Annotated in this window: 18 protein-coding genes; 8 read left to right on the top strand and 10 right to left on the bottom strand. The window is 72.5% G+C overall.

Annotation, left to right across the window (positions count from 1 at the left end; all coding sequences use genetic code 11):
• The first annotated feature begins 21 nt into the window (after positions 1–21).
• Entirely contained in the window at positions 22–1,989 is a 1,968-nt protein-coding gene (locus ORG17_RS02585; RefSeq protein ID WP_301565296.1) for a phospholipase C, read from the top strand.
• 163 nt (positions 1,990–2,152) lie between these two features.
• Here the strand turns inward: ORG17_RS02585 and ORG17_RS02580 are convergent, their stop codons facing one another.
• Positions 2,153–3,043 (bottom strand): CPBP family intramembrane glutamic endopeptidase, encoded by an 891-nt coding sequence (locus ORG17_RS02580; protein ID WP_214527492.1) that lies wholly within the window; start codon positions 3,041–3,043, stop codon positions 2,153–2,155.
• Positions 3,044–3,080: 37 nt separating this feature from the next.
• Here ORG17_RS02580 and ORG17_RS02575 point away from each other — a divergent pair, with 37 nt between their 5' ends.
• Positions 3,081–3,770: a metal-dependent transcriptional regulator gene (locus tag ORG17_RS02575; protein WP_027464846.1), complete on the top strand. Its 690-nt coding sequence runs from the start codon at positions 3,081–3,083 to the stop codon at positions 3,768–3,770.
• 666 nt (positions 3,771–4,436) lie between these two features.
• Here ORG17_RS02575 and ORG17_RS02570 read toward each other — a convergent pair.
• Positions 4,437–5,081, bottom strand: coding sequence for a HEAT repeat domain-containing protein (locus tag ORG17_RS02570; protein ID WP_214527491.1), 645 nt, complete (start codon positions 5,079–5,081; stop codon positions 4,437–4,439).
• 108 nt (positions 5,082–5,189) lie between these two features.
• Here ORG17_RS02570 and ORG17_RS02565 point away from each other — a divergent pair, with 108 nt between their 5' ends.
• On the top strand, positions 5,190–6,143 hold the full coding sequence (locus ORG17_RS02565) for an aldo/keto reductase (protein ID WP_214527490.1): 954 nt from the start codon (positions 5,190–5,192) through the stop codon (positions 6,141–6,143).
• A 159-nt stretch (positions 6,144–6,302) separates the two neighbouring features.
• Here the strand turns inward: ORG17_RS02565 and ORG17_RS18215 are convergent, their stop codons facing one another.
• Positions 6,303–8,618: a septum formation family protein gene (locus ORG17_RS18215; RefSeq protein WP_214527489.1), complete on the bottom strand. Its 2,316-nt coding sequence runs from the start codon at positions 8,616–8,618 to the stop codon at positions 6,303–6,305.
• Positions 8,615–9,166: an orotate phosphoribosyltransferase gene (gene pyrE, locus ORG17_RS02555; RefSeq protein WP_027464850.1), complete on the bottom strand. Its 552-nt coding sequence runs from the start codon at positions 9,164–9,166 to the stop codon at positions 8,615–8,617. Before pyrE ends, ORG17_RS18215 begins: the two co-directional genes overlap by 4 nt.
• A gap of 96 nt (positions 9,167–9,262) precedes the next feature.
• Here pyrE and ORG17_RS02550 point away from each other — a divergent pair, with 96 nt between their 5' ends.
• The 5 genes from ORG17_RS02550 (at position 9,263) to ORG17_RS02530 (ending at position 15,645) form a co-directional block, all read left to right on the top strand.
• Complete coding sequence (locus tag ORG17_RS02550; RefSeq protein WP_214527488.1) at positions 9,263–10,930, top strand: hypothetical protein; 1,668 nt, start codon at positions 9,263–9,265, stop codon at positions 10,928–10,930.
• 74 nt (positions 10,931–11,004) lie between these two features.
• On the top strand, positions 11,005–12,351 hold the full coding sequence (locus tag ORG17_RS02545; protein ID WP_214527487.1) for a M23 family metallopeptidase: 1,347 nt from the start codon (positions 11,005–11,007) through the stop codon (positions 12,349–12,351).
• Between the two features lie 139 nt (positions 12,352–12,490).
• Positions 12,491–14,305: an alpha/beta hydrolase gene (locus ORG17_RS02540; RefSeq protein ID WP_214527486.1), complete on the top strand. Its 1,815-nt coding sequence runs from the start codon at positions 12,491–12,493 to the stop codon at positions 14,303–14,305.
• Between the two features lie 17 nt (positions 14,306–14,322).
• Entirely contained in the window at positions 14,323–14,982 is a 660-nt protein-coding gene (locus tag ORG17_RS02535; RefSeq protein ID WP_181440097.1) for a hypothetical protein, read from the top strand.
• Between the two features lie 3 nt (positions 14,983–14,985).
• Positions 14,986–15,645, top strand: coding sequence for a hypothetical protein (locus ORG17_RS02530; RefSeq protein ID WP_214527485.1), 660 nt, complete (start codon positions 14,986–14,988; stop codon positions 15,643–15,645).
• A gap of 28 nt (positions 15,646–15,673) precedes the next feature.
• Here the strand turns inward: ORG17_RS02530 and ORG17_RS02525 are convergent, their stop codons facing one another.
• The 6 genes from ORG17_RS02525 to ORG17_RS02500 are packed head-to-tail and all read right to left on the bottom strand — an operon-like array spanning position 15,674 to position 18,776.
• Positions 15,674–16,477, bottom strand: coding sequence for an aminoglycoside 3'-phosphotransferase (locus tag ORG17_RS02525; protein WP_301565298.1), 804 nt, complete (start codon positions 16,475–16,477; stop codon positions 15,674–15,676).
• Positions 16,478–16,488: 11 nt separating this feature from the next.
• On the bottom strand, positions 16,489–17,091 hold the full coding sequence (locus ORG17_RS02520) for a hypothetical protein (RefSeq protein WP_214527483.1): 603 nt from the start codon (positions 17,089–17,091) through the stop codon (positions 16,489–16,491).
• Positions 17,088–17,729 carry a hypothetical protein gene (locus ORG17_RS02515; protein WP_214527482.1) on the bottom strand — a complete coding sequence of 214 codons (642 nt, stop codon included), beginning with the start codon at positions 17,727–17,729 and terminating at the stop codon, positions 17,088–17,090. Before ORG17_RS02515 ends, ORG17_RS02520 begins: the two co-directional genes overlap by 4 nt.
• Positions 17,726–18,097 carry a hypothetical protein gene (locus ORG17_RS02510; RefSeq protein WP_027464858.1) on the bottom strand — a complete coding sequence of 124 codons (372 nt, stop codon included), beginning with the start codon at positions 18,095–18,097 and terminating at the stop codon, positions 17,726–17,728. Before ORG17_RS02510 ends, ORG17_RS02515 begins: the two co-directional genes overlap by 4 nt.
• Positions 18,094–18,285, bottom strand: a complete 192-nt coding sequence (locus tag ORG17_RS02505) for a DUF2273 domain-containing protein (RefSeq protein ID WP_027464859.1) — start codon at positions 18,283–18,285, stop codon at positions 18,094–18,096. The genes ORG17_RS02510 and ORG17_RS02505 overlap by 4 nt, the downstream gene beginning before the upstream one ends.
• Positions 18,282–18,776, bottom strand: coding sequence for an Asp23/Gls24 family envelope stress response protein (locus tag ORG17_RS02500; RefSeq protein WP_110858766.1), 495 nt, complete (start codon positions 18,774–18,776; stop codon positions 18,282–18,284). The genes ORG17_RS02505 and ORG17_RS02500 overlap by 4 nt, the downstream gene beginning before the upstream one ends.
• Between the last annotated feature and the right edge of the window lie 26 nt (positions 18,777–18,802).

Here is an 18,802-nt window from a genome sequence, read left to right as displayed (position 1 = left end):
CCGACCAGTGAGAGGTTCCTCGTGTTCCGACCTTCCGAACGACGCATCCAACAGGGCGCGCTCGCCATCATGGCCCTGGCGGCCGTCGCGGGGACGGCCATCGCCCTCCCGCAGTCGGCGTCCGCCGCGGACAACTCCCTGCGGACCACCACCCCCGTCAAGCACGTCGTCGTGATGTACGACGAGAACGTGTCGTTCGACCACTACTTCGGCACCTACCCGAAGGCCGCGAACACCGACGGCACCCGTTTCACCGCGGGGCGCGGCACGCCGACGGTGAACACGCTCGCGTCCTCCGGCACCCTGACGAAGAACCCGAACGCCTACGCGCCGTCACGGTTGACGCCGGCCCAGGCGCTCACCTGTGACCAGAACCACAACTACCTGCCCGAGCAGAAGGCCGTCGCCGGTGGTGCCATGGACAAGTTCGTCGAGAGCACCTCGGTGGACACCTGCACGGGGCTGTACGGGTCGCCGGGCCTGACGATGGACTACTACGACGGCAACACCACCACCGGGCTGTGGAACTACGCCCAGAACTACGCGATGAGCGACAACGCCTGGGACACCGGCTTCGGCCCCTCCACCCCCGGAGCGCTCAACCTGATCAGCGGCAACACCCACGGCGGCACGGGCGTGGACTCGGTCACCGGCGCCACGGTGCCGACCTCGACCTCCGTCGTCGCGAAGGACGCCGCGGGCCAGGGCACCGTCACGGCCGACCCGGACCCCGCCTACGACGACTGCTCCGACAAGGACCGCACGTCGACGTCGAACCTGGTGAAGATGTCGGGCAAGAACATCGGCGACCTGCTCAACGCGAAGGGGGTCACCTGGGGCTGGTTCCAGGGTGGCTTCGCCCCGACGACGGCGTACGCGGGCACCGGCACGCTCGCCAAGTGCGACGCCACCACGACGAACGTGGGCGGGTCGGTCAGCAACGACTACTCGCCACACCACAACCCGTTCGCGTACTACGCGTCGACGTCGAACCCGCACCACCTCGCGCCGACGAGCGACCGCATGATCGGCTCCACCGACCGGGCGAACCACCAGTACGACCTGTCCTCGTTCGACACGGCCCTCGCCGAGCACCGGATGCCCGCCGTGTCGTTCCTCAAGGCCCCCGAAGCCCAGGACGGGCACGCCGCCTACTCCGACCCGCTCGACGAGCAGAAGTTCCTGACGTCGAAGATCAACGAGATCGAGCAGTCGCCGGAGTGGTCGAGCACGGCCATCGTCATCAACTACGACGACTCGGACGGCTGGTACGACCACGTCGCGCCCACCATCCTGAACGGCTCAACGGACTCCTCGAACGACACCACGGTCTGCACCTCGGCTGCGACCAAGGTGGGTGTCGCCGGCGGGTACCTCGACCGGTGCGGCCCCTCGCAGCGGCTGCCGTACCTGGTCATCTCGCCGTTCGCCAAGCAGAACCACGTCGACCACACCGCCATCGAGCAGACCTCGACCACGAAGTTCATCGAGGACAACTGGTCGACGGGCCGGATCGGTGACCAGTCGTTCGACGCTCGGGCGGGGTCCCTCCGCGGCATGTTCGACTTCACGCACCCGCAGCACCGCGAGGTGCTGCTGAACACGACGACGGGTGCGGTCTCGCGGATCGTGTCGACGGCCGTCACCCCGAAGCCGACCCCGAAGCCCACGGCGAAGCCGCACGCGGGGACCGGCGGCGGGACGGGCTCGAGCGCGGGATCCGGAGCCGGCACCGGTACGGGTACAGGTACAGGCACCGGTAGCGGCACGGGCAGCGGGGCGGCGCCGGCCTCGAGCGCATCAGCCGGAGCCGCGGGCGCGGGGCAGACCGTTGCCGCCGACCCGTCCGCGGCCGATCCGTCCGCGAAGCGCCTGGCCTTCACCGGCGTGCAGCTCACCGGGGTCACGATCGCCGCGATCGTGTTCCTGATGGCCGGCGTCGCACTGGTCGTCATCCGTCGTCGACAGCTCCGCCGTCGGGAGGACTGACACGGAGCGTCGGACCGACCGACACGCAGCGTCGGGCCGACCGACACGGAACCGAACGGTGCCCCGGAGCGTCCTGCGCTCCGGGGCACCGTCGCGTCCACGCGCGGTCGCCCAGCGCCCGTCGGCGCCGCATCCGTCGTCGCGCCGCGTCGGATCCGTTCCCTCAGACCACGTCGACCTGGAGGCGCGGCTCGCCTCCCGGCACCACGACCGCCGCCATCGGCGGCACCGTCCGCCACCGCTTCGCGAGCCGACGGGGCCGGTCGTCGTACCAGGCGATGACCCCGCCGGCCACGATGCCGAATGCGAGCACCCCGAACGAGAACAGCCCGATCAGGCCGAGCAGGGTCAGCTTCCCGAAGTCGCCCGGGTCCGTGGTCGCCGTGAACCCGATCGACCCGAAGTCCCAGAAGGCGTGCAGCAGCACCGGGGCGAGCAGCGACCCGGTCAGCCGACGCGCGACGTACAGCGTCGACCCGAACGACGCCGCGAACACGACCTGGACCAGCGTCGGCCCGATGCCGGCACCGGCAAGCGCGTTGAGCAGGTGCAGCAGCCCGAACAGCGCGCAGGACAGGGCCCACACACCCGTCTCCGGCAGGCGCCGCCGCAGCCCCACGAGCAGGGTGCCGCGGGCCATGAGCTCCTCGAACACCCCGACGAACAGCACCCCGACGGCGAGCAGCAGGAAGTAGTGCGCGGGCAGCGCGGTCCAGTCGATCAGGGGCAGCCGGACGACGCACACCACGAGCACGAGGATCGGCGCGACCATCGTCCACCGGAGTCGCGTCCGGACCGGGTCGACCGTGGCGATGCGCCACCAGCCGAGCGCCGTGACGAACAGGGCGAGTGCCGCGACGGCGATGCCCTCGGGGATGACGAGGGCGTGCACGACGCTGTCGACCGTCTGCCCGAGGGTCGCGTAGTCGTCGCTCGGCCGTGACCGCCAGGCGCTGATCGCGGCGAAGACCACGATCGGCGCGAGCCCGAGCAGCAGCGACGGGGGCACCGGCCAGCGACGGCGAGGGGCTCGGACGGGGGCGGTGGTGGTCATCTGCTGGTTGTACCAGGCGGGACGTACGATTGGCGGTATGCGCCTGCCCTCCCTGTCCACCATGGCAGAGGACTACGTCAAGCTCATCTGGAAGGCCAGCGAGCGCGGCGGACCCGGCTTGGCGACGCGCGACATCGCGGCGTCCCTGAAGGTGTCGGCGTCGACGGTGTCGGGCAACCTCAAGAAGCTCGACCGCGACGGCCTGATCGAGCACACCCCGTACTACGGCGTCGTGCTCACCCCGCTCGGGCAGCAGGTCGCGGTGGCGATGGTCCGGCGGCACCGGCTGATCGAGACGTTCCTGGTGGAGCGGCTCGGCTACTCGTGGGACGAGGTCCACACCGAGGCCGAGGCCCTGGAGCACGCGGTGTCGGAGCAGTTCCTCGACCGGGTCGACGCGGACCTCGGCCACCCGACGCACGACCCCCACGGCGACCCGATCCCCGGTGCGGACGGCATCGTGCCGGACTCCCCCGGCACCCTCCTCGGTGCGATCGAGCCGGGAGCGTGCGGCACCGTCGACCGTGTCTCGGACGACGACCCCTCGCTGCTGCGGTACTTCGACGAGCTCGGGGTGGGGCTGGGCACGCACCTGCGGGTCGAGCGGGTGCGGGACTACGCCGGCGTCATCGCGGTGTCGCGGCGGGCCACCGACGGCTCTGAGTCCCTGGTCGACCTGCCGGCCGCGGCGGCGTCGTCCATCTGGCTCGCGCCCGACGGCGACTGACCCCGCTGCACGGGCCGGGCGGCTGGCGTGCGCTGGTGGGCGTGCGTTGGCCGGCCGGTCAAGACACCCCGCTAAGGTCTGCCGACTGGTCACGCTCTGTCGCCCGGGAGCCCCGCAACCGACGGTTCGCGACCACCCGGCACCCCACCCAAGGGGGTGTCGTGACCGCACCGCGGCCCGCGAACGCGCGTGGCGTCGGACGGGAGGCCCGGTGCCCCGCCGCCACGCGCCTCCCGTCCGGCGCCCCACCGGTCACGACACCCCGCTCACCTTCCCCCGCCGGTCACGAACCGTCGCCCGGGAGCCCCGCAGCCGACGGTTCGCGACCACCCGGCGCCCAGCGCACGGGGTGTCGTGACCGCACCGCGGCCCGCGAACGCGCGTGGCGTCGGACGGGAGGCCCGGCGCCCAGCCGCCACGCGCCTCCCGTCCGGTGCCCCACCGGTCACGACACCCCGCTCACCTTCCCCCACCGGTCACGAACTGTCGCCCGGGAGCCCCGCAGCCGACGGTTCGCGACCACTCGGGACCCCACCCACGGGGTGTCGTGACCGCGCGACGCGCCCACCCCGCAGCCGCCCCACGGCCGCCCCACGACCGCCCCACGACCGTGGCGGCGACGCTTCGTGACCACCCGGCGCTCCCGGCCGGGCGCGCCCGACGGCCCTAGCCCTTGACGGACCGCGTCCGGCCGAGGGCGACCTCGCGCCGGGCGCGTTCGAGGGCGAGCGCAGATGCGGCGTCCGGGTCGTGCAGCAGTCGTTCGGTCTCGCGCACGTGCTCCCGGACGGCCTCGGTCCCCCGCTCGGCGGCCGAGGCGAGGACGGGTCCGACGGTGTCCTCGCCGAGGCCCACCAGGGCACGGGACAGGCTGAGCCGACGCTCGCGGTCGCCGATGCCGAGCTGCACCGCGAGGGTCCGCGCGAGCGACGCCCGCTCGTCGTCCGGCACCAGTGCGACGGCCGTCCGCCAGGCCGCGCGGAGCACCTCGTCGTCGTGGTCCCCGAGCAGCGGTCGCACCGCCGGCCACGCGTCCGGGTCACCGATCTTCGACAGGGTGTGGAGCGCCTGGCTGCGGGCCTGCGGCTCGGGGCGCTCGAGCTCGGGCAGCACGCGGGCCACGACGTCGTCGGCGGGGTGCCGGGTGAGTGCCCACGTCAGCATGTCGCGGACGAAGAAGTCCGGCTCGACGGCGCACTGCGCGACGAGCGCCTCGAGGTCCGCGGGGTCCGGGGTGGTGCCCGCGGCCATCACGGCCTGCAGCCGGGCGGAGGATCGCGGGTCGGCGAGGGCGTCGGTGAGCGTGGTCATCCCTCCATCGAAGCCCCTCGCGCCGGGGCCGTGTCAAGCATCGGGGCATAGCGTCGGGAGACGTGCGGTCCGCTCCCACCGCACCCACGACCACGAAAGGACCTCCGCATGCCCCGCATCGGTACCAGTGACCTGCACGTGTTCCCCCTCGCCCTCGGCGGCAACGTCTTCGGGTGGACGGCGGACGAGTCGACCTCGCACCAGGTCCTCGACGCCTACACCGCGGCCGGTGGCGACTTCATCGACACCGCGGACGTCTACTCGGCCTGGGCGCCGGGCAACTCGGGCGGTGAGTCCGAGCGGGTCATCGGTTCGTGGCTCCGTGCCTCGGGCAAGCGGGACGACGTCGTTATCGCCACGAAGGGCTCGCAGCACCCGGAGTTCCAGGGCCTCGCCGCGGACACCGTTGCCGCCGCCGCCCGCGCCAGCCTCGAGCGCCTCGGCACCGACCGGATCGACCTGTACTACGCCCACTTCGACGACCAGTCGACCCCGCTCGAGGAGACCGTCCGCGCCTTCGACCAGCTCGTGCAGGACGGCCTGGTCCGCTACACCGCGATCTCGAACTACTCGAAGGACCGCGCCGCGGAGTGGATCCGCATCGCGACGGAGAACGGCCTCGCCCAGCCCGTCGCCATCCAGCCGCACTACAACCTGGTCACCCGCCAGCCGTACGAGGCGGAGATCGCGCCGCTCGCGCACGAGCACGGACTCGGCGTCGTGCCGTACTTCTCGCTCGCCGCGGGGTTCCTGACCGGCAAGTACCGCTCGAAGGACGACTTCGCCGGCAAGGACCGCGAGGGCCAGGTGTCCGGGTACTTCACCGACGAGGGGCTCGCCGTCGTGGACGCGCTGTCCTCGATCGCCGACGCGCACGGCTCCGAGATCGCCACCGTCGCACTCGCCTGGTTGCAGGCGCAGCCCGACGTCGTCGCGCCGATCGCGAGCGCCCGGAACACCGAGCAGCTGCCGGCGTTGCTGGCCTCGGCGGAGCTCGAGCTCAGCGTCGACGAGCTGCAGACGCTGTCCGACGTGTCGGCGAAGGTGCCCGCGAGCGCCTGACACCCGCGCGCTGTCGAGCGACGCCGGCGGTCGCGGGCGGAAGCAAACGCGGACGCGGACGCGAAACGACGATGTCGCTGTCGTACGACGTCGACATCGTCGTTCCGCGTCGGACCCCCGCCGCCCGACCGACCGCCCGCGCCGACGAGCGACCCGCGCCTACGCCCCCGGCGCCAACGACCCGGTCAGCGGCTGCCCCGACGAGCGCGTCACGAAGCACGAGATGAACCGGTCACCCTGGTCCCACGTCGCCTGGTCCGGCGCGTAGGAACCCTGCACCTGCACGTCGCCCACGGCAGCGGCGGCCGAGGCGTTCAGCGCCGCGTCGGACTGGCACTGGTCGGCGGCCTGGGTCGCGAGGGCCTCGGTGCCCGGGTAGGTGTCGCCCTGGACCGGGAGTCGTGCGGTCAGCTGCCCGATGTGCGGCGTCGCGCAGTCCACCACCGTGAAGGTCTGCGACCACGCGTTCGTGAACGGCGACAGGCACTCCCCGCCGGCCAGATCGGTCCACGGGTGCTCGCCGGGCAACGCCGGCGTCGTGGCGAACTGCAGCGTGGCGGCGGGCGCGGCGGCCTCGCTCGACTGCGAGGCCGATGCTGACGGCGCAGCACTCGGTGTCGCCGGCGCCGAAGCGGCCGCCGGCGACTTCGTCGGCACGGCCTGGTCGGCGATGTTGTTGCCGAGGATCCACTTCGACAGCAGGAACACCAGCACGATGAGCACGAGGATCAGCGCGATCGACCCGTAGATCAGCAGCTGCTTGCCGCGCTTGCCCTCGTTCCGCAGCCGCGCGAAGCCCTCGTTGATGAAGTTGTCGCGTTCGCCGGACGGCCGGTCCGGACCGCCGGCGGGCCGTCCGGCCGCAGCGGGCGCGGGGGCAGCAGCAGGAGCGGCGGCAGCCGCCGGCACGGCAGCCGCCGGCATCATCCGCGTCCCGGTGTCCTCGGGGTCGTAGCCGGTGCCACCGAGCTGCCCGACCGCCTCGGTGCCGAAGAGGTCCTTGATGGCGCTCGTGTCGCTGGTCTCGCGGCCGTTCCACTCGGACTGGTCCAGGTCGTCCGGCGCCGCGGCGGGCAGGGGCTCCGGCTGCGGACCGGTGTCGTTCCCACGCAGTCCCAGAACGGCGTCGAGGTCCTGCCCCACCGACGGCGGCAGGTGCGCCGGGTACTCCTGTGCACCGGTGGGTTCGACGAGGGGCGGTGCGGCGGTCGGCGGAACGGTCGCCTCGGGCTCGGACCACCAGGGGGTCCCGGCCGCAGGCATCGCGGTGGTCGGGGCGTCGGTCTGGAGGCCCTCGGTCGCGTCCGTCACGTCGTCTCCGGCGGGCCGACGGGGTGCGTCCACGGCCTCGGTCGCCTCCGACGGAGCACCAGCGGCAGCGGCAGCGGCAGCGGCAGCGGCATCGGCATCGGCATCGGCATCCGGCACGGCAGCCGGAGCAGCCGTGTCCGACACGGGCGCTGCCGGGATGGCCGGGGGCACCACCGGCGGCACGGGGACCGCCGGCGGCACCGGGTAGGTCCGCGGTGCTTGCGGCAGCCCGGAGGCCGGAGTGTCGACCTCGCCGGCGACGACCTCGTCCTCGTCGTCGGACTCGTCGGCGAGCGACCAGGACCCGGCGGACAGCGCCGTGGTGTCGAACGAGTCGGTGGTCAGCGTCGCCGGGACCTCGCCGGGCTCGTCGTCACCGATCGCCCAGTCGAACGGCCGGTCGTGCGCGCCGGTCTGCGTGGGGACCGGCCCGGTGCTGGTGATGCGCAGCAGGTCGGTGAAGGTCGGTGGTTCCTCGGTCGGGGGCAGCACGTTCTCGACGCCGAGGGGCTGGGGTGCAGCGGGAGCAGCGGGCGACACGGACTCCGGGTGGTTCCCGGTCGCGCGGCCGAGCCAGTCGACGTCGGCACGACCTTCACCGAACGGGTCGACGCGGCGACGCTCGTCCTCGATGGCCTTCGACGCGGCGGCACGTTCGTCCCGGTGGGTCTGCGCCGTCGGCAGCACGATCGACGACGGGTGCGGCGCGGTGGAGTCCGGCGGGGCGTCGGCGGCGGCGGGGATCCGGTCGTGCAGTGTGGAGCGTTCGTGCTCGACGACGGCGTCGGGGTTCTCGGAGGGTGCGAGCAACTCGGGCGGCATCGAGATGGCCTGGGTCGCGCCGTCGTCGAGCGCCGGAGCAGCAGGCTCAGGCGCCGCAGGAGCAGCAGCAGGCTCAGCAGCCTCCGCCTCGCCCTCGGCCACGAAGGGCTCCGGCAGCGGCGCGCCCGTCTCGCGGGCGGTGCGCTCCGCCTCGCGGCGCTCCCGTCGCGACGGCCAGTCCTCCTCGCCGCGCGGAGCACCGAAGATGTCCGCAGCGCTGCGGAGACCTTGGAACGGAGCGTCCGAGCCGGACGCACGCCGAGCCTCCAGGCCGTCGTCCCCGTCTGCCGGGCCGGCGGTGCCGTCGGGTTCGCGTGCGTCGTCCGGACGCTCCTCGGTCACGCGGTCAGCCCCAGATCAGCCAACCCGATGGCCGCGAAGTACGGGTAGCCGGCCGCCTCGATCGTCTCCTTGGCACCGGTGTCCCGGTCCACGACCACCGCGACGGCGGCGACGATCGCGCCCTCGCGCTCGAGCGCCTCGGCCGCCTTGAGCGGCGAGCCGCCGGTGGTGGAGGTGTCCTCGAGCACGACGACGCGCTTGCCCTTGAGGTCCGGCCCCTCGACCTGCTTACCGCGGCCGTGGTCCTTCGGCTCCTTGCGGACGACGAAGGCGTCGTAGGTCAGGCCCTGGGCGGCGGCCTGGTGCAGGACGGCGCTGGCGATGGGGTCGGCGCCCATGGTGAGGCCGCCGACGGCGGAGACGTCCGGCACCTGCTGCACGAGCTCGGTCATGACCTGCCCGATCAGCGGCGCGACGCGGTGGTCCAGGCTGACCTTCCGCAGGTCGATGTAGTACGTCGCCTTCTTCCCGCTGGTCAGGGTGAAGTCGCCGTGGAACACCGCTTCGGAGGAGATGTACTGGATCAACTGTTCGCGCGCGTCGGTCACAGCCCACAAGGGTAGTCGGTCGGACCCGCAACGCGCTCCCCCAGCCTGTGGGCCGCGGGGTGCCGGCACCGAGGCGGCCTCGGTACGCTCCGGGGCATGTCCCGAGCACCGCGCCGCCCCGCCGTGGAGCCGGCTCCGTCCGGCGACCGGCGGCCCGGCGAGGTGGCCGTCACGATCGGACGGGAGGCCCTGGGCGGCCTGGTCGCGCTGGCCCTGGCCGTCGTCGCCCTGCGCCACGTCATCGCGACGGAGCGGGTCGCGTTGCTCTGGTACGACGGCGATTCGGTGCTGCTGCCGCTCGTCCAGCGCTCGCTGCAGGCCGGCCAGCCGTTCGAGTGGGCCATGTCGCCCGCGCTGTTCTTCTTCCCCGAGCTGCCCGTGTACCTGTTCTGCTCGCTGGTGACCGCCACGCCGCAGCAGGCCCTGGCGCTGAACGGGGTGCTCGTGCTCCTCGCCGTCTACGCCCTGGTGCGGGCGGCCGCGAACGAGCTGATGCCGTCCGCCGGGCGCCCCGCCCGGATCGCGGTGTCGGCCGGGGCGCTCGGTCTGGTCACCCTGCTGGTGCTGACCGAGTCGTCGGCGACGGCCACGTCGCTCGAGCTGGCGTCCCTGCTGCTCACCACGACCTACTACTACGGCGCCGTGCTGGCGATGCTCGGCACCGCGGTGCTCGTGCTGCGGGCGGTGCGCCTCGGCCGGGCGTCGGTGCCCCTGCTCGTGGCGCTCGGACTCGTCGCCGCGTGCACGACCGCGTCGAACCCGCTGTACGTGCCGTGGTCCGCCGCTCCCGTCGTCGTCACCCTCGGGCTCCTCGTGCTGGCGCGGCGGGTGCCGTGGCGTCCGGCCGCGCTGCTCGCCGGTGCCGTCACGGTCGGATCGGTCGTCGGGTACCTGGTGCGGATCCCGCTCCGGCCGTTCGTCTCCCTCGACCCGGCGACGTACGTGCAGCCGTCGCGGGCCGGGGAGACCCTGCGGTTCTTCGCGGCGCTGACCGACGACCGGGCGGGCACGGCACCGGGTGACCTCGGGCTCCTGCTGCTGTTCGCCGGGGTGCTCGTCACCGTCGGGGGCACGGTCTGGGCCTGGCGGGTCCGCACCGCACGCACCGTGCTGGTCGCGACCCTGCTGCCCCTGGTGACCGTCGTCGCCGTGTCCGTCGGGGTCGTCGTCGCCGGGTCCGAGACCCCGCGCTACCTGCAGCCGATCGTGACCGCACCGCTGCTCGCGCTCGTCGCCGTGGCCGAGCTCACCCGCACCGCGGTCCGCCGCACCCGCGTGCACCGCCCGCACCGCGGGGTCCGGGCCGGGGTGGCGGTCGCGATGGCCGCCGTGCTCGCGACCGGGATCGCCGTGGCCCCCGGCACCGCCCACGCCGTGGCGACCGCGCAGTACCCGGCGGCGGCGTGCCTGGACCGCTGGGCCGACGGGCGCCAGGTCACCGGCGTCGGGCAGTTCTGGACCGTCCGGCCCCTCGCCACCTACGCGTCGAGGAACGTCGGGCTGCTGCAGGTCCGGGACACCTTCGAGACGTACCCCTGGCTCGTCGACCTCGGGGCCTACCGCGACGCCGACCCGAGCTTCGTGGTGGTCGGGTCGCACGACCTCTGGACCACCGCGGTCGAGGACTCGCTCGGGCCCCCGGCGACGATCACCCACTGCACCGGGTTCGACGTCTACGACTACGCCGGCACCGCGGGGCAGGCCATCCTGCGGCGCGACGTCGTCGGGAGCGCCGACGTCATCCGACGCGACCGCGGCTTCTGATGCACTGCTGAAGTTGTCCACAGCGGCGCGTTGCCGTCCGATGCTCGCTGTACGGATGTATAGGCTCGTGCTCGATGTCTCGCCCCACCAGCCCCCGCGCCCACCGTGTCCCCGTGCGCCTGCGCCTCGCCGTCACCGGTCTGGCGCTCGCGGGCCTCGTCGGCACGGTCATCGCCGACACTCCGGCCGCGCAGGCGGTGACCTACCCCACGTGGGACGAAGTGGAGTCCGCCCGCGGCAAGGAATCCGCGAAGCAGGGGCAGATCACCGAGATCCGGGGCATCATCAGCGAGCTCGACGCCAAGGTCGACGCTGCCGAGGCCAAGGCCAAGAAGCTCGGTGACGTGTTCTACAAGGCGCAGCGCAAGGCCCAGACCGCGGCCGAGAAGGAACAGCAGCTCCGCACCGACGCGAAGGAGCACGCGAAGGTCGCCGACCAGAGCGCCGCGCAGGCCGGGCAGTTCGCCGCGCAGATGTCCCGCTCCGGGGGCGCCGACGTCACCACCTCGGTGATCACCCAGGGCGAAGACGCCAGTGATCTGCTGTACAACCTCGGTGCGCTGAGCAAGCTCTCCGAGCAGGCCGAGCGTGTCCAGGCCGCCGCGAGCGCCGACGCCGCCGTCGCCAGCTCGCTCGAGGCGCAGGCCGACCGCGCCGCCGAAGCGCTGGGCGACCTCGCTGCCGAGGCCGAAGACCGAATGCAGGAAGCCCAGGCGGCATCCGACGCCGTGCAGGCCGCCTACGACGAACAGCAGTCCAACAAGGCCCGACTCGACGCCCAGCTCGCGACCCTGACCTCCGGCCGCGTCCGGACCGAAGCCGAGTTCGCCAAGGGTGAGCGCATCCGCAAGGCGGCGGAGGAGAAGGCTGCGCGCGAAGCGGCACAGCGCGCGGCCGCAGCGGCGGCGGCAGCAGCGGCAGCCGCGAACTCCGGCGGGGGCTCGTCGTCGGGTGGCGGCTCGACCGGGAGCAGCGGCTCGGGCGGCGGCGGTTCCGTCGGCGCGGGCTCCGGGACCGGCTGGGTCCGCCCGGCCAGCGGCTACGTCATCAGCCCCTACGGGTACCGCGTGCACCCGATCACCGGCGTCGTCACCATGCACGAGGGCACCGACCTGGCGAGCGGCTGCTCCACGCCCATCGTCGCGGCCTCGGCCGGCACCGTCGACTACGTCGGCTGGTACGGCGGGTACGGCAACTACGTCCGGATCAGCCACGGCAACGGCGTGCAGACCGCCTACGGGCACATCGTCAACGGTGGCTTCCGGGTCACCCAGGGCCAGCGAGTCGCGGCGGGACAGCTCATCGCGCTCGTCGGCTCCACCGGGGCGTCGACCGGCTGCCACAGCCACGTCGAGGTGCACATCAACGGCGCCACCACCGACCCGGTGCCCTTCATGGGTGCACGCGGAGTTGCCTTCTAGCCAGCCCGCTCACCAGACAGCCGTCCACTCCCAGTGGGCGGCGGTTTGTTGTTTCCCACAAGCGCATCGTTGTCATTTCGTACTGCACCGCTGAAATGCTACGTTTCCCCCATCGACCAGTTCGGATGGTGGGGGGACGATGGGGATCGAGTTCGACGACGCAGCCGCGTCGCGGTTGGCCGACTGCGCAGCCGAGGTGGCGCTCTCGCTGCGTGCCAGCGCCCAACCACGACGGAACAACGCCGAGGCCGCACTGCACGACTTCGACGGCGCCTACTCGCGGCTGTTCGAGGCCGCTCGGGTGACGGAGTCACGAGACCGAACCCGGTTGGCGACGGCGCTCGATTCCCTGGTCGAACAGGTTCGGACCGCGCAGCGGCAGGCGGACACCGAACGCGAGCGGTTGGCGGACGTCGCCGCGTGGCGGCAGCGCGAAGCCGACCGTGACCTGGTGCGCGCCGGTGGCGGGCTCCCGCTGCAACCCGTGCTCGACTGGAGCAGCTCGGTGTTCGACCCTGAACCATCGGGCACGCCGCAGCGACCTTCTCCGGTGTCCGCGGTGTTCAGCGCGCGCTCGCGGCAGCGCACCGGTGGCCGGTCCGGAGGACGGAGCGGGGCAGATCCCGCTCGGCTGCGGAAGTTCGCTGCCGTGGCCCGGGTGCAGGACTCCTCGACGGAGCAGGATCTCGTGCGGATGCGCAACGCGTGGGCTGTGTTCCGCAACCGTTGCAGCTGGGTCCCGGTCGACGGGGCGTCATTGTCAGGTGGTTTCGCCGACTACCTTGCCGAGAACGCCGACGACGCGTCGTGGATCGATCGGATCGCGAGCGCGTTCAGGGCCGCTGGCGGCGGTTCCCTCGCGAACGCTGCACTCGACGTCGCCGGCACCTCCAAACTCCCGCCCGGGCTGCAGCGGCTGCTCGATCCGTCCCTGACCCCGGCGGAGGTCGCAGCGGCCTGGGCCGCGCTCGGCTTCACCGACGCCGACGTCCGGGCGTTGCCCCTGACCACGCAGCTGCAGTTCGCAGGACTCGACGGCGTCCCGGCAGCGCAGCGCGACATCGCGTCCCGGGCCGTCCTCTCGGCCGCGGTACGAGACCCGGAGCGGCTGTACCGGCTGATGGGGCTGCCGTACACCTACGGCGCGGTCACCCTCGACGAGTTCCGGAAGCAGGTGGTGGCGCTTCGAGACGGCCTCCGTGACGCCGACGACCTCGCGCGCAGAATCCAGAGCCCGTCGAAGGCCGTGGCGCAGCTCGTGGGTTTCGGCGTGTCGGACGGCGCGCTCGTCGCCGCAGTCGTCCTCGGCGACCTGGACACCGCGTCGAACGTGACGGTCAACGTCCCCGGGGCGACAACTGCCGTCGACAGCATGGACGAGAAGGTCCGCGCCGCCAACGGTCTTCTGGGCACCGCGTGGAAACAGCGCCGGTCTGAATCATTCGCGGTCGTGTCCTGGATCGGGTACCACGCACCGGGCGCCGTCGAAGTCCCCAGTCAGGCGCGCGCGACCGCGGGTGGGGCGAACCTCGCCTCGTTCCTCGACGGCATCCACGACAGCCGCGGCAGCGCGCCGCGGTCGCTGACCGTCCTCGGGCACTCCTACGGGTCCACCACCGCGGCCGAAGCGCTCGCGCAGACTCGGTACCGGGTCGACTCGCTCGTCACGTACGGCTCCGTCGGATTCACCGACACCACGACTCCCGAGCATCTCAACGTTGACCACGTGTACGCGACCGAGGGGTCCGCTGACCACACAGCGATCCTCGGCCGGATCGGACGGACCGATCCACGCGACCTTCCGGACGTCGAAACGTTCGGCGCTGATGATTCCCCTGGCGGCAGCGCCGTCACCGGGCACGACATGTTCCCGGACAGCGGTGTCGGCTACCTGTCCCGAGATGCCACCGCACAACAGACCATCGCGAAGATCATCGCGACGGGGACGCCATGATGAAGACCATGCGACCGATGCTCCGTGCCATCACGACTGCTGCCCTGACGCTCGGGCTGCTGTCGGGGTGCGCGGGAGGAGGAACCCAGATGCCCACCGATGCAGCCGGCCTGACCCAGCACGAGGTCGCCGAGATGTCCCTGCACCAAGAGTTCGACGCCTACCGCGACCACTACGAACACATGCAACAACTCCTGCGGAACGCGCAACTCGAAGTCCACGACGGCGAATGGGAATGGGGCGGCGGCGACGACGTCCCCGGCATCGGCGGAGACGGCGTCGCACCCCTGCCCGGCTCCGACACGAAGAACAGCTACGACATGAGCACCACCCGGCTCTGGTCCCCGCCCAGCGGCACTGACCAACAGCAGGCACTCAAACCGATGATCGACTACTTCACCGAGCAAGGCTGGACCATCGAACGCCGCACCATCACCGGCGACCAAGAAATCTGGGCCACCACCGGCGACGGCTGGCAGATCCAGTACACCGCCCAAGAGAACGGCGACAACCCCCTCACCGTCTACAGCGAACCTTTCTGGACCAACGACGCACACAAGCTCCGGCGAGCCGTGGCAGGACGCTCCCAGGCCGACTTCCCTGATCGTTCCCTCCCCGGCGTCTACCCGGCGTTCCCCCAATGGGACGACCCGATCATCAACCCACCGAAGATCTGACCGATGCTCCGCGCCATCACGACCGCTGCCCTGACCCTGGGACTGCTGACCGGGTGCGCAGCAGGAGGAACCCAGATGCCCACCGACGCAGCCGGCCTCACCCAGCACGAGGTCGCCGAGATGTCCCTGCACCAAGAGTTCGACGCCTACCGCGACCACTACGAACACATGCAGCAACTCCTGCGGGACGCACAACTCCAGGTCCACGACGGCGAATGGGAATGGGACAGTGGCGACGACATCCCACAGATCGGCGGCGACGGCGTTGCCCCGTTACCGGGTTCGGACACGAAGAACAGCTACGACATGCGGAGCGGGCGGCTCTGGTCCCCGCCTGGCACCACCGGCCAACAGCGGGACCTCCAACCGATGATCGACTACTTCACCGAGCAGGGCTGGGACATCGAGCAACGCACGGTCACCGGCGACCACGAGGTCTGGGCCACCACCGGCGACGGCTGGCAGATCATCTACTCGGCGCAGACGAACGGCCGGTACACGCTCGAGGTCTACAGCGAACCCTTCTGGACCAACGACGCACACAAGCTCCGGCGAGCGGTGGCAGGACGCTCCCAGGCCGACTTCCCTGACCGGTCTCTCCCCGGCATCTACCCGGACTTCCCTCAATGGGACGACCCCATCATCAACCAGCCGAAGATCTGATCGGATCGAGCACCACGACGGCTCCGCTTCAGCTCGTCGCAGGTCCCACGTCGTCCACGTCGATGTTCCACAGAGCCCGGTACCACGCGGTCCGCTCCGGGTCGTCCGGCAGCCCGTACGCCCGGTGGAACAGCGGCTCCCACCCGGGTCCGTAGTTCCAGCCGAGAGCCATCGTCGCCACCGCGATGTCGGCCCAGCGGTCGGCGACGCCCATCGCGTCCAGGTCGACGTGCCCGCTCCACCGCCGATCCGCACCGATCAACGTGTTCGGGGTGCACGGGTCACCATGACAGACGACGGTCCGGTCGGCCGGCGGCTCCGGACCGAGACCGCCCGGGCCGCGGCCGGCGTCGGTGTCGGCGTCGGCGACCGCCGCACGCGCGCGATCGAGCCGGTCCGCGGTCGCCCACGTGAACGGACAGTCGTCGACGGGCAACGAGTCGTGCAGCGCGCGCAGCCCCTCGCCCACCGCGACCACCGCGGTCCGGGGTTCGTCGTGCCAGCGCGGGTCGACGGCGCTCCACCCGGGCACGGCACGGGTGTGCAGCCAGACGCCGTCGCCGTCGGTGCCGTGGTCGAGCACCTCCGGCACCCGGGCGTACCGGGACGCCCACGTCAGCCGCGCGGCCTCGCCGCTGATCCACGAACCGTAGGCGTGCGGCAGGACCTTCACGAACTCCTCGGCCTGCGCATCCGGTCCGATGCGGAACGTCGTCCCGCCGATCTGGTTGTGCCAGACGAGCGCGAACTCACGCCCTCGCGCGACCTCGGTGACGATGCGCGGCACCGGGACCGTCTCGCCCGGCCGGGGCAGTCCACCGATCGAGCGCACCACGGTGATGGTCAGTGCACGCGGTCCGGGCGGGAGGACCCCGACCCACCGCGAGCGATCTCGAGCAGCACGGGCAGGCGTTCGCCGAGCAGGGCGTCCAGGTCGGCGACGACGGCCTCGACCCGTTCGGTGATCTCGCGCGGCGCGGCCCCTCGGCGCGGACGGACCCGCACCCGGATCGCGCGGCCTCCGCGGACCCGGTAGACATCGACGGCGAGCGATCCGACCTGCGGCATCTCGCCGATGGCCGACGACAGCGCGTGCTGCACGGCCGTGGACTCGATGCGCACCGCCCCGGCGACGCCGTCGGCCGAACCGTCGCTGTCCACGACGGTGCCCTCGCGGCCACCGCCGAGCGTCGTCAGCACGACGAGGGCGAGCACGCCGAGCACGACGCCACCGCCGAGCACGCAGGTCCACGCGAACACCGAGTCGTCACGCGATGCCCCGGTGCCGAGTCCGGCGAGGGCATCGCCGACCGTGCGCCACCACGAGGCGATGAGGGGCAGCCCCTGGGCGGTCTGCACCAGGATCGCCGCCACCCCGGCGACGAGCAGGACGAGCCCGAGCACGACGAGCGCCGTCCGGCCGAGCCCACGGTTCGTGGCGTTCATCCGTCCACCCGCCCGGTCGGCTGCACCCGGACCCGCGCGGCCAGCGGCGGCTGCACGTCGATCGCGGCGAACTCCCGCTCGACGGCCTCGGTCGCGGCGACCGCGGGGACGTCCACGCCGGCTGCGGGCCGGAGCACGACGTCGACCGTGCGGCGGCCGACGGTGCCCACGGCGGCGTCGGCGCCCAGACGGGTCGCGGAACGGGCGGCGCGGGCGGCAGCGGAGGCCAGGACCTCGTCGTCGACGACCACTGCGAGCCGGTCGGACGACATCACGTGCCGCGGACGGCGCTGGGGCAGGATCCCCTGCAGCAGGAGGACGAGGCCGATCAGGGCCACGACGGCGCCGATGCCGATCACGACGGTGGTGTCGAGGCCGTCCGGGGCCGCGAGCGCGGCGTCGACCACGGCACGGGGGTCGACACCCAGGACGTTCTGGTCGAGCAGGACGAGCGCACCGGCGAAGACCGCGGCGGCGGCGAGCACCAGGGCGATGAGCATCGCGACGACGACTGCGGCGGAGCGGGAGACGTGGGTCTCGCGGCGCAGCAGGCGGCGGTAGGTGGCGTGGTGGTCGTCGTGCGAGGGGCCGGCGGGGACGACCGACTCGGTGCTCCCGACGGCGGGGGCGGCGGTCACCGGACCCTCCGCGGGGTGTCCACGACCGACGAGGCGAAGGTCACGGTCACGCGGGCGACCTGTCGGCCGGTGATGGTGCGGAAGCGCTCGGCGATCGTGCCGCGAGCCCGGTGCGCCGCGGCGACGACCGGTTCGTCGGGGAGTGCGTGCGAGCCCAGCACCGGCAGGGCGAGCGGGGCGGTGATCTCGACCGCCAGGGCGCCGCGACCGTCGTCGGCGACCCGGGCACGGACCTCCCGGAAGGCCACGCGCAGTGCTTCGGCGGCGACCGCCTGGGCGGTGTGCACCAGCGCCGACGTGCCGATGCGGTCGGAGCCGCGGAGCCGGACGCCGCTGTCGCCGGTCGTGGCGACGGCGGCGTCGCTCACGACGAGCTCCGGCGTCCGCGCAGCACGTCGAGCAGGCGGCGGAAGTCGACGTCGCCCGTGACGATGCGGGCGACCAGAGCGCCGACCGCCATGCAGACGGCGACGACGACGAAGGCCCAGAACCCGAGCGTCACGGCGACGATCGCGAGCAGGGCGCCCGTGCCCATCCCGACGACGGTGGCGTTCACCGGACTCGACCGTCCCGGGTGTCGAGCTCGTCCGCGACGCCGTTGAGCGCCGGGATGTTCACGTCGTTGATGGCGATGTTGACCTCGGTGACCTCGAGGCCGACGAGTTCGGTGACGGCGTTCGTCACGGCGGCGCGGACCGCGGAGGCGACCTCCATCATCGGCGTCGGGTAGTCGACGACGATGGTCAGGTCGACCGCGACCTGGGTCTCACCGACCTCGACGCGGACGCCCTGGCCGAGCGCGCTCGAGCCGATGGCGTCGCGGATGGCACCGAACGCCCGCGAGGCGTTGCCGCCGAGCGCGAAAACACCGGGGACGTCGCGGGCGGCGATGCCCGCGACCTTCGCGACGACCGTGTCGTCGATGATGGTCCTGCCCTTGGCGGTGACCTGCGTCGTGGTGGTGCCGGCGGGCTGGGTGCTCCCGGCCCCGGTGCCGAGCGTGGCCCCGGTCGTGGTCCCGTCGACGCGGTTCGTCGTCGATGCCATTGCTGCCTCCGTGCGATCGATTGCTG

Origin of the sequence: Curtobacterium flaccumfaciens pv. betae (assembly GCF_026241855.1) — a bacterium.
In the GTDB taxonomy this organism is placed as follows: Bacteria; Actinomycetota; Actinomycetes; order Actinomycetales; family Microbacteriaceae; genus Curtobacterium; species Curtobacterium flaccumfaciens.
Note: the sequence above shows the minus strand (reverse complement) of the source record. Positions and strands in the feature narration are given on the sequence as shown.

Bases quoted from the DNA above. Each gene is read 5' to 3' on its own strand.
- ORG17_RS02540 (WP_214527486.1), top strand. From the start codon at position 12,491: ATGGGGATCGAGTTCGACGACGCAGCCGCGTCGCGGTTGGCCGACTGC.
- ORG17_RS02565 (WP_214527490.1), top strand. From the start codon at position 5,190: ATGCCCCGCATCGGTACCAGTGACCTGCACGTGTTCCCCCTCGCCCTC.
- ORG17_RS02570 (WP_214527491.1), bottom strand. From the start codon at position 5,081: ATGACCACGCTCACCGACGCCCTCGCCGACCCGCGATCCTCCGCCCGG.
- ORG17_RS02500 (WP_110858766.1), bottom strand. From the start codon at position 18,776: ATGGCATCGACGACGAACCGCGTCGACGGGACCACGACCGGGGCCACG.
- ORG17_RS02535 (WP_181440097.1), top strand. From the start codon at position 14,323: ATGCTCCGTGCCATCACGACTGCTGCCCTGACGCTCGGGCTGCTGTCG.
- ORG17_RS02550 (WP_214527488.1), top strand. From the start codon at position 9,263: ATGTCCCGAGCACCGCGCCGCCCCGCCGTGGAGCCGGCTCCGTCCGGC.
- ORG17_RS02530 (WP_214527485.1), top strand. From the start codon at position 14,986: ATGCTCCGCGCCATCACGACCGCTGCCCTGACCCTGGGACTGCTGACC.
- ORG17_RS02575 (WP_027464846.1), top strand. From the start codon at position 3,081: ATGCGCCTGCCCTCCCTGTCCACCATGGCAGAGGACTACGTCAAGCTC.
- ORG17_RS02520 (WP_214527483.1), bottom strand. From the start codon at position 17,091: ATGAACGCCACGAACCGTGGGCTCGGCCGGACGGCGCTCGTCGTGCTC.
- ORG17_RS02580 (WP_214527492.1), bottom strand. From the start codon at position 3,043: ATGACCACCACCGCCCCCGTCCGAGCCCCTCGCCGTCGCTGGCCGGTG.
- ORG17_RS02545 (WP_214527487.1), top strand. From the start codon at position 11,005: ATGTCTCGCCCCACCAGCCCCCGCGCCCACCGTGTCCCCGTGCGCCTG.